The sequence below is a fragment of the Frankia sp. CeCAU1 genome (assembly GCF_977971845.1).
In genome coordinates this window covers 42,908-57,532 of the sequence record NZ_CDWWXA010000014.1, presented here as the reverse complement: position 1 = coordinate 57,532, position 14,625 = coordinate 42,908, and the positions used below count along the sequence as shown (strand labels likewise).

General features: G+C 70.1%; 11 protein-coding genes. 6 read left to right on the top strand and 5 right to left on the bottom strand.

Translation table 11 applies throughout. The features are described 5' to 3' along the window. On the bottom strand, nucleotides 1–199 hold a 199-nt coding region (locus AC08OO_RS04905; protein WP_476618269.1), incomplete at its 3' end, for a hypothetical protein. A 316-nt stretch (nucleotides 200–515) separates the two neighbouring features. Between AC08OO_RS04905 and AC08OO_RS04900 the strand changes: the two genes are divergently transcribed. Next, a complete protein-coding gene (locus tag AC08OO_RS04900; RefSeq protein ID WP_476610760.1) occupies nucleotides 516–3,926 on the top strand; it encodes a UvrD-helicase domain-containing protein in 3,411 nt (1,136 codons plus the stop codon). Nucleotides 3,927–3,973: 47 nt separating this feature from the next. Here the strand turns inward: AC08OO_RS04900 and AC08OO_RS04895 are convergent, their stop codons facing one another. Beyond that, nucleotides 3,974–4,711 (bottom strand): class I SAM-dependent methyltransferase, encoded by a 738-nt coding sequence (locus AC08OO_RS04895; protein WP_035729926.1) that lies wholly within the window; start codon nucleotides 4,709–4,711, stop codon nucleotides 3,974–3,976. An 809-nt stretch (nucleotides 4,712–5,520) separates the two neighbouring features. Here AC08OO_RS04895 and AC08OO_RS04890 point away from each other — a divergent pair. Further along, the gene (locus tag AC08OO_RS04890) at nucleotides 5,521–6,738 is read left to right on the top strand and encodes an aminotransferase class I/II-fold pyridoxal phosphate-dependent enzyme (RefSeq protein ID WP_476618268.1); all 1,218 of its coding nucleotides are present in this window, start codon (nucleotides 5,521–5,523) and stop codon (nucleotides 6,736–6,738) included. A 115-nt stretch (nucleotides 6,739–6,853) separates the two neighbouring features. On the opposite strand, the gene aat is transcribed toward AC08OO_RS04890, so the two are convergent. Then, a complete protein-coding gene (gene aat / locus AC08OO_RS04885) occupies nucleotides 6,854–7,774 on the bottom strand; it encodes a leucyl/phenylalanyl-tRNA--protein transferase (protein ID WP_476610762.1) in 921 nt (306 codons plus the stop codon). After that, nucleotides 7,765–10,146 (bottom strand): putative bifunctional diguanylate cyclase/phosphodiesterase, encoded by a 2,382-nt coding sequence (locus AC08OO_RS04880; RefSeq protein ID WP_476610763.1) that lies wholly within the window; start codon nucleotides 10,144–10,146, stop codon nucleotides 7,765–7,767. The genes aat and AC08OO_RS04880 overlap by 10 nt, the downstream gene beginning before the upstream one ends. A 591-nt stretch (nucleotides 10,147–10,737) precedes the next feature. On the opposite strand from AC08OO_RS04880, the gene AC08OO_RS04875 reads away from it, so the two are divergent. The 3 genes from AC08OO_RS04875 (at nucleotide 10,738) to AC08OO_RS04865 (ending at nucleotide 13,010) form a co-directional block, all read left to right on the top strand. Continuing rightward, the gene (locus AC08OO_RS04875) at nucleotides 10,738–11,622 is read left to right on the top strand and encodes an LLM class F420-dependent oxidoreductase (protein WP_476610764.1); all 885 of its coding nucleotides are present in this window, start codon (nucleotides 10,738–10,740) and stop codon (nucleotides 11,620–11,622) included. Between the two features lie 382 nt (nucleotides 11,623–12,004). Next, on the top strand, nucleotides 12,005–12,373 hold the full coding sequence (locus AC08OO_RS04870; protein ID WP_476610765.1) for a hypothetical protein: 369 nt from the start codon (nucleotides 12,005–12,007) through the stop codon (nucleotides 12,371–12,373). An 85-nt stretch (nucleotides 12,374–12,458) separates the two neighbouring features. Then, on the top strand, nucleotides 12,459–13,010 hold the full coding sequence (locus AC08OO_RS04865; protein ID WP_476610766.1) for a DUF2231 domain-containing protein: 552 nt from the start codon (nucleotides 12,459–12,461) through the stop codon (nucleotides 13,008–13,010). Nucleotides 13,011–13,040: 30 nt separating this feature from the next. Here the strand turns inward: AC08OO_RS04865 and AC08OO_RS04860 are convergent, their stop codons facing one another. Continuing rightward, complete coding sequence (locus AC08OO_RS04860; protein ID WP_476610767.1) at nucleotides 13,041–13,850, bottom strand: DUF2127 domain-containing protein; 810 nt, start codon at nucleotides 13,848–13,850, stop codon at nucleotides 13,041–13,043. 561 nt (nucleotides 13,851–14,411) lie between these two features. Between AC08OO_RS04860 and AC08OO_RS04855 the strand changes: the two genes are divergently transcribed. Further along, nucleotides 14,412–14,625 (top strand): site-specific integrase (locus tag AC08OO_RS04855; RefSeq protein WP_476618267.1); only part of this gene is annotated, 214 nt, incomplete at its 3' end.

Here is a 14,625-nt window from a genome sequence, read left to right as displayed (position 1 = left end):
GCACCTCGCCGGCCCCGGCGTGCTCGGACAGCGGCACGCCGGCCGGGATGTCGGCGAGCCACACCGTGAGCGGATGCTCCTCGATGGTCCGGATCCGGCCCGACCGGGCCGCCGCGACCTCATGGAGGAACCGCACCAGCCGGTGACAGCGGTCCGCGAGGGCGGCATGCCGCTCGGGGCCGGCGGTCTGCGTCGTCATCAGGACCTCGCTCTGGAGATCCCGGCGCCCGCACCGGGAGGGAAACGCCGTCCGTCGGTTGTCGACACGTGACTTTCCTCCCGTCGGCGCTGTTCTCCCGATCCGCTCTCCCGATCCGTGGCACCACCGATCTGTGACGCCCCGTCCGCGAGATCGGCAGGATGCCGGCATCCTACGCATAATGACGTGCCCTCCTCCGGCGGAGCGACAGGAGGGGGTAGCCCGTCCGCGGGGTGCGGGTGCGGGTGAGGTTGCGGGTGAAGTTGCGGCGTGCCGCCGGCGGCATGGTGAGGCGGGTGCGACAACATACGCATCCGTGAGGTCACGGTTCTACGCTGATGTGCACATTCATTCCCGGTACTCGCGTGCCTGCAGTCGTGACTGCGATCTGGAGCACCTGGCCTGGTGGGCGGCACGCAAGGGCATCGCCGTCGTCGGCACCGGCGACTTCACCCATCCGGCCTGGTCTCAGGAGATCGCGACGAAGCTGGTTCCGGCCGAGCCCGGCCTGTTCCGGCTGCGGTCCGATCTTGAGCATGAGGTGCTGCGCACGTTACCGGCCTCCTGCCGGACGGCGACCCGCTTCATGATCTCTAGTGAGATCTCGACGATCTACAAGAGGGGCGACCGGACCCGTAAGGTCCATCATCTTCTCTACGCTCCCGACCGGGAGGCCGCCGGACGGATCACGGCGGCGCTGGCTCGGATCGGCAACCTCGCCGCGGACGGGCGTCCCATCCTGGGCCTGGACTCCCGCGATCTGCTGGAGATCACCCTTGGTGGCGGGGCGGGCTGCTATCTGGTCCCGGCGCACGTGTGGACGCCCTGGTTCGCGGTTCTCGGTTCGAAGTCCGGGTTCGACGCCGTCGAGGACTGCTACGGCGACCTCGCCGACGAGGTCTTCGCCCTGGAGACTGGGCTTTCGGCGGACCCGGAGATGTTCTGGCGGATCTCCGGTCTCGACCGCTACCGGCTGGTGAGCAACTCTGACGCCCACTCCCCGCCGATGCTCGGCCGGGAGGCGACGGCGTTCACCTGCGACCTCGACTACTTCTCCATCGAGGCCGCGCTGCGCGGCGGGGACGGCTTCGCGGGGACCGTCGAGTTCTTCCCGGAAGAGGGCAAGTACCACCTCGACGGGCATCGCAAGTGCGGGGTGGTCCTCACGCCGGACCAGACCCGGGAGGTCGGCGGACGCTGCCCCACCTGCGGCGGCGGCCTCACCGTCGGGGTCCTCAACCGGGTCGAGGCGTTGGCCGACCGGCGGCCCGGCCACCGCCCCGTCACGGCGCCCGACGTCACCTCGCTGGTTCCGTTGCCGGAGGTCGTCGGGGAGATTCTCGGCGTGGGCCCGAAGAGCAAGGCGGTCGCGGGCCAGGTGACGTCGTTGGTCTCCCGTCTGGGCCCGGAGCTCGACATCCTCGGCGACGTACCGCTCACGGACATCGCCGGGGTCGGATCGCCGGAGCTGGTCGAGGCAATCGGTCGCCTGCGCCGCGGGGAGGTGATCCGGCAGGCCGGGTTCGACGGCGAATACGGCGTCATCCGGTTGTTCGAACCCCAGGAGCTCGCCCGGGACGGTGGCACCCTGTTCGACCTTGGGTCCGGCGCGGCTGGTGGGCAGGACCGGATCGATGCGGGACCCTCCCTCGACGAGGCGCTCGCGGCGCGGGCGCGCCCGGCACCCGATGCCGCGGTGGTGCCGGGGGATGCCGCGGTGGTGCCGGGGGATGCCGCGGTGGCCGACAGCCAGCTGTTCACGCCGGTTTCCGGCGATACCCCGTCGGTGCTTGACGGGCTGGATCCCGAGCAACGGCTGGCCGCCTCGCACCTGTCCGGTCCGCTGCTCGTCCTCGCCGGACCGGGAACGGGCAAGACCCGTACGCTGGTCCACGCGATCGCACACCGGGTCGCTGAGCACGGGGTGCCGGCCGGGGAGTGCCTGGCGGTCACCTTCACCCGGCGTGCGGCCGGGGAGCTCGCCGAACGGCTCGCCGGCCTGCTGGGTGACGCCGCGGGACGGGTGCTCGCGACGACCTTCCACGGCCTCGGGCTTACGATCATCCGTGAGCAGCACGCGAAACTCGCCCGGGGCCCGCAGGTCCAGGTCGCGGACGACGCGGTGCGCGTGGAGCTAATCGCCGCGGCACTGCACGGTGAGGGCGACGCCCGAACGCGCCGGCGGGTGGCGGCCGGTGTCGCCGAGCTCAAGCGGCACCGAGCGCTCGGCCAGGCGATCCGCCACCACGACCTGGTTGGGGCGCTCGCCCGTTACGACGCCGCCCTGCGCGATCGGGACATGGTCGACCTCGACGATCTGATCACCCTGCCGCTGACCCTGTTGCGGTCGTCCCCGGATCTCGCCGAGCACTACCAGCGGCGGTGGCGCCACGTCTGGGTCGACGAGTACCAGGACACCGACGAACTCCAGTACCGCCTGCTGGGGCTGTTGTGTCCCCCCACGGCCAACCTGTGCGTGATCGGCGACCCGGACCAGGCTATCTACAGCTTCCGGGGTGCGGACGTCCGGTTCTTCCTGCGGTTCGGGCAGGACTACCCGAGTGCCCGCCCGGTCGCCCTGACCCGCGGCTACCGATCCACCCGCACCATCGTGCGGACGGCGCTCGATGTGATCGCGCCCGCGAGTCTGGTCCCGGACCGGACCCTGACCGCCGTGCGGGGCGCCGAGGGCGATGGCCCGGTGCTGCTGCGGCGCTACCGCAGTGAGGCCGAGGAGGCGATCGCCGTCGTCGACACGATCGACGCGGCGCTCGGCGGTACCTCGTTCCACGCGTTGGACTCGGGGGTGGACGGATCGGTCGACGCGGGGTTCTCCTTCGCGGACATCGCCGTGCTCTACCGGACCGCCCGCCAGGCCGAGCCGATCATGGAAGCGCTGGCCACCCGCGGTTTCCCGTTCCAGCGGCGCTCTCATCTCCCGCTCGCGGACGCTCCCGCGGTCGCCGACCTGCTCGCCCTGCTGCAGGACCTGACGACCATGGATCCCTCGGGTCCCGGCGTCCCGCGTCCGGTGTCGGGTCTGCTGCGCGACGCGGCGGCACGGGCCACCGATCTCGCCGAGGCGAGGAGAAGCGAGCTCGGCGCCGTGCCGTCCGACGGGTTTCCCGGCTTCTCCGGCGGACGGGTGCCGACCGAGGCCGAGCTGCGCCTGGCGGTGGAGCTGCTCGCACCGGCCGCCGCAGCGGCCGGCAACGACCTGGCGGGTTTCCTCACGTCGGTCACGCTCGCCGCCGAGGTCGACGGGCTGGACCCGAGGGCGGACCGGATCTCGCTGCTGACCCTGCACGCGAGCAAGGGTCTGGAATACGGCCTGGTCATCATCGTCGGTTGTGAGGACGGGCTGCTGCCGATGCGCTTCGGTCCGGCCGGTGAGGCGCCGGGCGGTGGGACCCCGGGCGGTGAGGCGCCGGGTGGTGGCGTCAACGGAACCGCCGATGGAACCGCCGGCGCCGGCACGAAGGACGCCGAGGCGGAGGAGCGCCGACTCTTCTTCGTCGGCGTCACCCGGGCCAGGCATCGGTTGGTCCTCACCTCGGCGGCCAGCCGGCGGCGCGCCGGGTCGGTCGTGACGACCCGTCCCTCACCGTTTCTTGCAGACATCAGGCTGGCTTTGCTGTCCTCTGTCCCGGCTGAGGGCGTCCCGGCCGAGGGCGGGCGGCGCGGGCCGCGCCGGCCGGCACCGGGCAAGCAGCTGCGACTCCTCTGAGCCGCCGGCCCGGAGCCGCCGGACCGACACTCGCGCGGCCCGGCGGCTCAGCGCTTGCGCAACACCATCGCGAGGTTCCAGGTCACAATCTCGCGGGCACCGGGAATCCTGATGATCACCTTCGCCCAGTCGGGCAGATAGCGCGGCATCGCGTCGAGGATCTCGACGTCGGACCGCCGCTTCGCCCAGGCGAGGGTGTCGGCCACCGACACCGGAAATAGAGTCTTGCCGTAGATGTTTTTCGGCGCCTTGCCCTTGCGGCGTTCGAACCTCGCCGCCGCCCGGTCACCACCCAGATAGTGCCAGGGTGCGGTCTCGTGGCCCCCCCAGGGGGACAGCCAGTTCGTGTAGCTCAGGAAGATGAGCCCGCCAGGGCGGGTCACCCGGGCCAGCTCGGAGCACATCCGCCACGGGTCGGGGACGTGTTCGAGCACGTTTGACGTGTAGCAGAGATCAACGCTTCCGGAGAGGAACGGCAGGTCCAAGGCGCTGCCCCGGACCCGGCCGGGAACCTCGATGCCACCGGCCTCCATCTCCGAGACGTCCGGCTCGACCCACACGTACCGGGCGCCGGCGTCGAGGAAGGCCGAGCGGAAGTAACCCGGGCCGCCGCCGACGTCGAGGACGAGCTGGCCGGTCAGGGATGTGTACCGCATCAGCTGGCGCACGGAGTCCGCAGCGATCAGCGAGTAGAAGCCAGCCGGGTCGACGGGCTCCTTGCGGTGCGCGAGGAACAGCGTCTTCGAGCGCGACAGTCCGAACCCGGAATAGGGCAGGGCGCGCACCAGCGGACCCTCCTTGGCCCGCTCGCGGGGAGTGGCCGCCGCCTGCGCTCCGCTCGCCGTGCCCGCTCCGCTCGCCGGCACCGGGCCGCTCGTCGGCACCGGGCCGGACGGGCCGGCCGGCGGCGCGGTCCCCAAAGCCGCGGCCCGGGACTCGCCACCCGGTTCCGGGGTCGCAGCGGAGGGTGTCGGGGCCTGCCTCGATCCTGCGGGGGGAGCCGTGGAAGCCGCAGCCGTGGACGCGGTGGAGGTCGCCGCGGATGCCGCCGTGTCAGACATGCCGGGGACGATAACACCACGGTGGCGGGCCTTCGGTGGGCGGCGGGAGCCGCCCGGGCCGCCAGCCGGATCCGCCCCGGCCGTGGCGTGGACGCCCGGTCCGCCGTGGCCCCGGCGTCCGCCCGATCTCCCGGCTCCGCTGCGCGGATCAGGGCCATACCACGCTTGTTGTGGAATTATCCGGGCCATGAGGTTTATTGTTTACGTGTTGAATGCTCCTTTGGTCCGTTGGTGCTTCTTCGTTTCCTGAACCCGGCGACGTGTGTTCCCGGCGATCCTGAGGGCTGGTGATGGTGGTAATGCACCCGGTTCCGCTGGCAGATCCGACTGCCTTCCGAGAAGCTGGACTATCTGGACTATCTGGACTATCTGGGATGCTAGTGATCATCTCGCCCGCCCGGCCGATCGCCGCGGCCCAGGGCATGGGCTAGGCCGCGGGGATGTCGCAGACCTACGAAAGTCCCGACTTGCCTTCGTCTCCCGTCTCGGCGTTATCGCCGGCCTGGCGACACGTTCTTGATCAGCCTATGGGTATGCGGGCCGAACTGGACCGCCTGCGCCGCCACGCGCCCTTTTACGACGCGACGGTGGACGAGATCGACGGCCGCCGGATACGGATCGATGATCATTGGCTCACCGATTTCGCGTCGTGCAACTACCTTGGCCTCGATCTCGACCGGGAGATCATCGAGGCGGTCCCGGAGTACCTGGACCGCTGGGGCACCCACCCGAGCTGGTCGAGGCTGATCGCCAGCCCGCGGATGTACGACGACATCGAGCACACGCTCGCAGCTCTCCTCGGTGCCGAGGACGCGCTGCTGCTCCCGACCATCACCCACATCCAGCTGTCGGTGCTGCCCGCCCTCGTGGGCAAGGGGACCCTCTTCGTCGAGGTGCACGCCCATCAGACGGCACATGACGGCGCGGTCGTGGCCGCGGCCCATGGCGCCGCCGTGGCGCGCTTCCGCGAGGACCGGCTCGACCGGCTGGAACGCCGGCTGCGGACGAGCCCCCACCCCCGGGTGGTGTGCGTCGACGGCGTCCACAGCATGACCGGAAACGGCCCGCCGCTCGCCGAGCTCGCGGCGCTCACCCGTGCGCACGACGCCCTGCTCTACGTCGACGACGCCCACGGGTTCGGTGTCGTCGGCGAGCGTGATCCCGCCGCGTCGAGCCCCTACGGCAGCCGCGGCAACGGAATCGTCCGCCATCTCGGCGAGACCTACGACGATCTCGTCCTGGTCGGCGGTTTCTCGAAGGCGTACTCGTCGCTGCTCGCCTTCGTCGCCTGCCCCACGGAGGTGAAGGAGTATCTGAAGTCCACCGCGGGCCCGTACGTCTTCTCCGGCCCGTCGCCGGTGGCGTCCCTGGCGACCGGGCTGGTCGGGCTGCGGGTCAACGCGGAACGCGGGGACGCCATCCGGGCCCGGCTGCACCGCCTGACCAGCCGGTTCCTCGACGGCCTGCGCGGGCTCGGTCTGTTCACGCTCAACGCCAGCGGCTTTCCGATCATAGAGATTCCCCTGGTCGACGCCGCGCAGGCCGAGCCGTTGGGCCGGTTTCTGTTCGAACGGGGGATCTTCGCGAGTGTGGTGCCGTTCCCGGTCGTTCCCCGTGAGCAGGTCGGGGTGCGCATCCAGGTCACCGCGGCCAACACCAACGCCGAGATCGATCATCTGCTGGCCGTCCTGGCCGAGGCGGTCGAGCGGTTTCCCCTGGTGTCGGTCCCGCAGGCCCGCGCCGGCGACTGAACCCCACCTCGCCGAGACAGGCTCCTACCGGGGTCCCCGCATTGCGCCGGAGGCGCCCGACGGTTCTCCCAGGAACCTCGCCGGGGGCGAGGTGACGGAGACCCCGGACGGCGCCCTAGGCCAGGGGTCCCCGCATTGCGCCGGAGGCGCCATGCGGGGCAAGGCGGGCGACCGGATGCCGGTCCCGGTCGAGGCGGACGTCGGCATCCCGGACGCGGGCCAGAACGGCGAGGAAATCGGCCCGTGGAATCTCCACCGCACCCAGGTCGATCAGATGCGGGGTCGCGATCTGCACGTCCAGCAGTACCCCGCCGGCCGCGGTGAACCGGGCGTCGAAGTCGGCCAGAGCCACCTTGGAGGCGTCGGTCCGGGTGCGGAACATCGATTCACCGACGAACACGCCGCCGACGCCCACTCCATACATGCCGCCGACCAGCTCGTCGCCCTCCCAGACCTCGATGCTGTGTGCCCAGCCCAGGGCGTGCAGCTCGGCGTAGCCCTCGACCAGTTGGGGAGTGATCCATTCGGAGGTACCGCCGCGGCGGCAGCCGCGGACGACGTCGACGAAGCGCTCGTCGACGGTGGTGGTCCACCCGCAGTTACGCAGCCGCTTGCGCAGTGTCCGGTTGACCCGCAGCCGGCCGATCGGCATCACGGCCCGGGGGTCGGGGCTCCACCAGGGCAGGTCCAGCCCACCGGGACGGTGCGGGGGCAGATGGGGGATGCGTCGGGCGGCCACCGCCGCCCGCAGGATCTCGCGCAGCCACCCCCCGCCCCCGCGGGTCCCACTGCTCGCGTCGTCGCTGTCGTCCCCGTGGGCCTCGTCGTCCCCGTGGGCCTCGTCGTCCTCATGGACCTTGCCGCCGTCGGCCTCGTCCGCCGGCCAGGGGAAGGCGCCGGCCCGGTAGGCGCCGATCAACGTCGCCGGATCCAGCTCACCGCCGACGGCGACCGGGGCTTGGCGGGGGCTGCTCAGCAGCGAGAACCCGTCCCATACGGTGGGGCCGAGATCGCGGGGCGGCGCCGTCAGCGCCACGACTTGACCGCCGGCGTCCGATCCGGGGCGACTGGGGCGTTCAGCACGGCACTCTCCATCGTCGGGGAGAGATCGCCGGGACATTCCTCCGTCCGGCCGATCGTCTCCGGATCGATCATGCCAGCCGACGGCGCCCGTCGCCGCAGTTGTTCGGTCACCTGCTCAGATGGGCCCGGATGGCCGAGGAAGTAGCCCTGAGCCAGGTCGCAGCCGAAATCCCGCAGCATCCGCATCGCTCCAGCGGTCTCCACGCCCTCGACGACGATGCGCAGGCCGAGCGCGTGGGCGAGCCCGACCGTCGAACGGACGATCGCCTCGGCCCGGCCATCGACCTCCATGCGCTGGATGAATGACTTGTCCAGCTTCAGCACGTCAACGGGCAGCTCCCAGAGCCTGGCCAGGGAGGAGTACCCGGTGCCGTAGTCGTCGACGGCGATTCCGATCCCCAGGTCGCGCAGCTCCCCGAGTACGGCGGCCGTGCGGACCCGGTCGAGCATCAACGTGGTCTCGGTGATCTCCAGCTCGAGTGCCGTCGGGCTCAGCCCGAAGCCGGAGAGCATGCCGCTGACCTGTTCGGGAAAGCCACGGTCCAGCAGGTCCGAGGCGGACAGGTTCACCGCCACCGCTACGTCGAATCCGGCGGAGTGCCACTGCCGGCACTGGCCCAGGGCGGTCTCCAGCACCTCGATGGTCAGCATCCGGATGAAACCGGCCTGTTCGGCCAGGGGGACGAATTCCTCTGGCCCGAGCAGGCCGCGGCTGGGATGCCGCCAGCGGACCAGGGCCTCCACGGCATTTGCCTGCCCGGAATCGAGGTCGACCTTGACCTGGTAGTGCACCTCCAGCTGGCCGGTGCCGAGCGCCGCGCGCAGGGACTCGATCATGTCGAGGCGGACGAGGCTGTTCACGTCGGAGCCGGGACGGTAGGACTCCACGCCGGTGCGGCCCGACTTCGCGGCATACATGGCCACGTCCGCACGCTGCAACAGGATGTGGGCGTCCTCGGCGTGGTCGGGGTACACGGCGGCGCCGATGCTCGCGCCGACGTGCAGGGTCACCCCGCCGACGTCGAAGGGATCGCCGAGCACGGCCAGCACCCGGTCGGCGACGCGTTTCGCGGCCTCGATGTCCGCGTGTTCGAGCAGGACCGCGAACTCGTCGCCGCCCAGGCGGGCATGCAGGTCGCCGGGACGCAGGGCGTCGGAGATACGGGTTCCGACCTGCGCCAGTAGCGCGTCGCCCACCTGATGCCCCAGCGAGTCGTTGATCTCCTTGAACCGGTCAAGGTCCAGCAGGAGGAGGGCGAAGGTGCCCACCCCGGTGGCGCGCTGCTCGGCCTTCGTCAGCCGTTCGATGAAGCCACGCCGGTTTGCCAGGCCCGTCAGCTCGTCAGTGCGGGCCAGCACCTTGCTTTCGGCGAGCTGCTGGACCTCGATGAAGGTGAACGCGGCGCGGGCCAGGGCCGTCAGCACCGTGGCCGCGGCGAGTCCGACGGTGACCTTTGGCAGCTGGACCGTGGCGCCGAGGACGAGCAGACCGAGCGCGATCACGGTGAGCACCAGTGGGACCGCGATGACGCCCCAGCCGGACATCTTGGCCGGTGGGTGCCAGCGCGGTCGCAGCCAGGCGGCCAGGGCCGGCATGAGCACCGAGAACAGCCACAGCGTGCCGAGGAGGCCGGACCCGGGGTCCTTGTCCGTGGTGACGATGACCAGCAGGAGTGAGTCGGCTATCGCGAAGCCCACCAGCCCGATGCCCAGCAGCCACCACAGCCGGCCGGGATGCCAGCCCAGTAGGCTGAACACCGTGACGATCAGCAGGATCAGCAGCAGGTCGGCGAGCGGATAGATCAGGTTCACCGTCATCGTCCACGCGCTGTAGCGCGGATACGCGTTCGCCATCGCCACGCCGATGCCGCTGGTCAGCGCGGCCACGCCGAGCAGGCCGACGAGCGCGTCCATCCAGACGCTCGTGTGCAGCCGGAGCACTCTTCTGCGTAGCAGGAGGATGACGGCGACATAGCACGCTGGATAGAAGAGCAGCCAGCCGAGATCGGCCAGCGACGGCCCGAGGTCGTCGTCCTGCCGGCCGGCGACCGCCGCGTTGTAGTAGATCGTCGCGCCTCCGTAGCTGATGAGCCCGGTGCCGAGCAGGGCCCAGGGCAGGCGTTCGCCGCGGATCAACACCGCCCGCGACAGGCAGATCAGGCCCGAGCCGAGGGCGACGCCGTAACGCAGCGACCCGGTCTCGTTGCCGATGTGGGGCACGGTGACGAACGCGGAAACGGACAGGTAGACCGTGGCGACGATCAGGACGAGCTGGGCAATCCGGATCAGACGGAACCGGCACGGGGGAGGGAGAGAGGCGGTCAACCGGTCATCCCCCCGCAGAGTGGTGGAAACCTGTGCACGTGCCCGGCATCGTGCCGACGGCCATCGCCCGGTGCCGCGGCGACGACACCAGCGGCACCGACGGCCGTTTCGCCGAAAAATATGATCTTTTATGGGTGCGCCGTGGGCGGGCGATGGTGGCGACTCCCCCTCCGGCCCCTCTCCGGTGCCGCCATGGTGCCGACTCCGCAGATCCAGTAATCGACCGGCGCCGATGGCGACCGGTCCTGCGGGAGGAGTAGGGCTACCTCCGTCGAGGGAAAGGGTACGGACACCCCGGAGGTCCCGCCACCCGGGCCTCATGTGACCATCATGACGGAGGCTTGGCCGGGCATGCCTACATTCTCGTGCATCTCAGCCTCTTGTCATTTATATATCGAAATTTGTTGCGATTTGCGGGCGTGGCGTTGGGTTCGGGTGGGGTGACCGCGCGCAGGCGTGGTCGTGTCGTCGACTCATCACGTCAGGGAGTCCCGATCATGGTCACCGCGGCCGGAGGCTGTCGCCGCGCGACAGATGGGAAAATATCGGCTATGTCCCGCTTTCCGCGCTGGAGGCGGGGGAGGAGCGCACATGCGGATCGGTCTGCAACTACCCGACTTCACCTCCCCGCACGGTTCCGGGCGGCTCGGGGAAGATCTGGCCGAGGTGGTCCGCGTGGCGGACACGGTCGGATTCGACTACCTGGCCGTCATGGACCACTTCTTCCAGATCGCGATGGTCGGTCCGGTCGAGAACGAGATGCTGGAGGCGTACACGACGCTGGGTTTCCTGGCCGCCCACAGCCGCCGCGCGAAGCTGCTGACCCTGGTCACCGGGACGGTCTACCGGGCGCCCGGCGCCCTGGCGAAGATCGTCACGACGCTGGACGTGCTCTCCGGCGGGCGGGCCTGGCTGGGCATCGGCGCCGCCTGGTACGAACAGGAGGCGGTCGGTCTCGGTCTGCCGTTCCCGCCGCTGGCCGAGCGGTTCGAACGGCTGGAGGAGACGCTGCAGATCTGCCTGCGGATGTGGAGCGGTGACGAGAGCCCCTTCTCTGGCCGGTACTACCAGTTGGCCCGTCCACTGAATTCGCCGCGGCCGCTGACGCGGCCGCATCCACCCATCCTGATCGGTGGGGGTGGCGAAAGGAAGACGCTGCGCCTCGTGGCCCGGTACGCACAGGCGTGCAACCTCTTCCCCGGTCCCGATCTGGCGCGCAAGCTCCAGGTGCTGCGTGAACACTGCGAACGCGAGGGTCGGAACTACGACGACATCCTCAAGACCGTGGTCTTCTCCTTTGACGTCGGACCGAGGGGGGAGAATGTGGCGAGGATTCTCGACGAGCTGAACGACCTGGCCGAACTCGGTGTCCAGGCGGTTCTCGGTGGCGTGCGCGACGTCTGGCACGTCGAGCCTCTGCACATACTCGGTGAAGAGGTGATTCCGCGGGTCGCCGGGCTCGCCGAGATCTCCTGACCCAGATCTCCCGACCCAGATCTCCAGGCCGGTCCCGAAAGGGGGGGCAGCTCGTTCTCGGCCAGGCCCGTGCGCGGCGCCGGACCCGGGGACCTCCCGTCAGCCCGAGCGGAGCCGCTGGTCATGAGTCCAACGCGTGCCGGCCGCGCTGACCAGGGCAGCCGGCAGGCGATTACCCGGGCAGTCCGGCGACCGGACAGGAAACGGACCTTGAGGGATGTCCAGCGCTCGATTCCGACATTGTCGCCCGTCCGCGCTGTCCGTCTGACTACTCTGCTGGTGGGAGAACTGGCGGGGCAGCGGAACGATGTCGTTGGAACGATGTCGTCGATGTCGAACGAGAAGCACCCGGGCTGGACTCCGAGTACTCTTCGTCGCTTCCGTGAGGCCCGGGGGCCTGACGCAGGACGGGCTCGCCGAGCAGGTGCGTGGCCTCGCTGGGGGAGAAAACTTCACACCGCCCGCGGCGACCGCGGAAATGGTCCGTCGGCACGAGCCCGGGAAAGTATTCCCGGGAGTCGCCTATCGGCGTGCCTACTGCCTGCTATTCGCGGTCGCCGAGCCGGAGCTGGGGTTTCGGCCGGCCGAGCGGCTGCGGCTGCTCGCGCCGCGCCGGTATGTCCGGGCGGTACGCGAGTTCGACGAGATCTGGCGCACCCTGCGGGAGACCGTCCCGGCCCCGGCGTTTCGGCCCCGCCCTGGGCACGGTGCGTCCCTAGTCGCCCCGCTTCGTCTACGACAGAGGCAGTAGTAGTAGTATTAATACTACTACTACTGTAGTAATGCGGGGCGGGATTTCTCCTGTCTGTGACGGTTCGTGGTGCGGACATCACGAGATGACGATCGGAGCGACCGTGGGGCCAACGGAGATCAACGGACTGCCGGCGCACGTCTTGCTCGTGCATGTGGTTGTCATCCTCGTGCCGCTGGCAGCGATGCTGGTGGTGCTGTCCGCGCTGTGGCCGGCGGCGCGGCGCCGGCTGGGCGTCATCACCCCGCTGGTCGCTCTGGTCGCGTTGGTGAGCGTGCCGCTCACCACCCATGCGGGGGAGTGGCTTGAGGCACGCGTGCCCTCGAACGAGCTGGTCCGCCGGCACGCCGAACTCGGCGACACCCTGCTGCCCTGGGCTGCCGGGCTGTTCGTCGCGGCCGCGGCGTCGTGGGTGCTCGCACGCCGCTCGGCCGCCACCGGAACGGAAACGGCTCCGGCGCGCACCGCGACCGGTCCTGGCCGGACGGTGCTCGTGGCGGTTCTCGCCGTGCTCGGCCTGGTCGTCGCCGCCGGTTCGGTCGTGCAGGTCTACCGGATCGGCGACAGTGGTGCCCAGGCCGTCTGGCACGGCAGCTTCAGCCGGACTCCCCTGCCCGGTGATGGGCCTGCCCGGTGATGGGCCTGCCCGGTGATGGGCCTGCCCGGTTCAGGTGAAGGCCTGCGGACGAGGATCCTGCGGTACCGCAGGATCGGGACGGGCCGGATCGGCCTGGGCGGAGTGCTCCACCTCGAGCAGGGACTCCGCGTGCCGTTCGGCCTCGAACGCGGCGGCCCCACCCCGGACTCTGAACAGCCGTTTGCTCACGATGAGGTAGACGACGGCACCGACGTTGATGACAAGCGCTCCGATGCGCAGGACCGTGATCCGCTCGGTGAGTTCGTAGATCTCCAACGGCAGGAACGCCGACGTGGCGACGGCGGCGAAGTACTCGCCCCAGCGCTTGAGTAGCCATAGCCCGATCCCCTCGACGACCTGTACGGCGGCGTAGCCGAACAGCAGCAGCGCGACGAGGAGCAGGGTGTGGGGACGGGTGTGCAGGAGGTGGTGCAGGCGATCGATTGTAGGGGAATGGTCGAGATCGAGACGCAGGACGTCGGCCAGCGGGCGCGCCGCGGGCACGGCCCGGTCGAACAGCTGCTGGAGCTGCCCCTCCGATCGGCGGAACCGGAGGATGGCGTAGCCGATCAGGACCATGAGCAGCGCCCGGAGTATCCGTTCCACGGCGAGCAGCCGCAGGACCGTCGCGTCGCGCAGCGCCCGTCCGCGCAGGAGCAGCGGTGCGTCCTCAGCCGGTCCGGACAGGGCCGGCTCCCCGACGACGAAGTCGCCGCACCGTAGGCACCGCCAGCTGACACCGACGGCGGTCCGGGCGGTCAGCCGCTCGGCCAGCGATGTCTCGTCCGGACGGTAGGTGACGTGGCCCTTGCGGGCACACGTCCACAGCTCCCAGTTCATCCGCGCCATCCACGTCCCACCCGTGTCTCCAGCCCGCCGCGCTTCTTCCCAACCTAGGCTGACACAGCTTGGCGCGAGAACCCGGTCCGTGGCGGGCGGCCGACCCGTGAGCACCCGGGTTGCAACCGACGGGCATGGCGGGTCGCGTGTCCCCGGCGGGGCACGTCGCAGAAGGGGGAGGCGCTGATCTGGGCGTTTCTGTCGGGCAGCTGGTCTTGGAGGCCAGTTTCGAGGTCCGACAGGGTCGACGATGAGCGCATCATCGCCGCTGGCGGCGTCGAGCGCACGTGGGCGCGGCGTGGCATTCACATCGGTGACTGTGATCATGGCGCTGGTGGTTGGTCTGACGTTTTTGTTCGGGTTCGGGAACGTCTGGCTGCTCGCCCTGAGGCTGGGCGTGCCGGTGTATGTGGCGCCGTTGGTGGCGCCGGCGGTGGATCTGTCGGTTCTTGGTCTGTTGATCGCGATTCGTGAGCTTGCGGTGCGTGGTGCGCCTCGTGCGGAGATCCGGCCGGCGCGTCGGTTGCTGGTGTTCGCGGGGTGTCCTTGCCCGGGTCGCGGGTGGATTCGTGGACTGTTCTGGGTGTCGACGACGCCCCGGTCGAACCGGTCGAGCGGTATCTGGCTTATCTGAGCGATATCGAGCGGTCTCCGAACACGGTCAAGGCCTACGCCCACGATCTGAAGGACCACTGGGTCTTTCTGGGGTGGCGGGGGCTGGACTGGCGGGAGGTGCGGCTGGAGGACATCGGCGAGTTCGTGGCCTGGTTGCGGC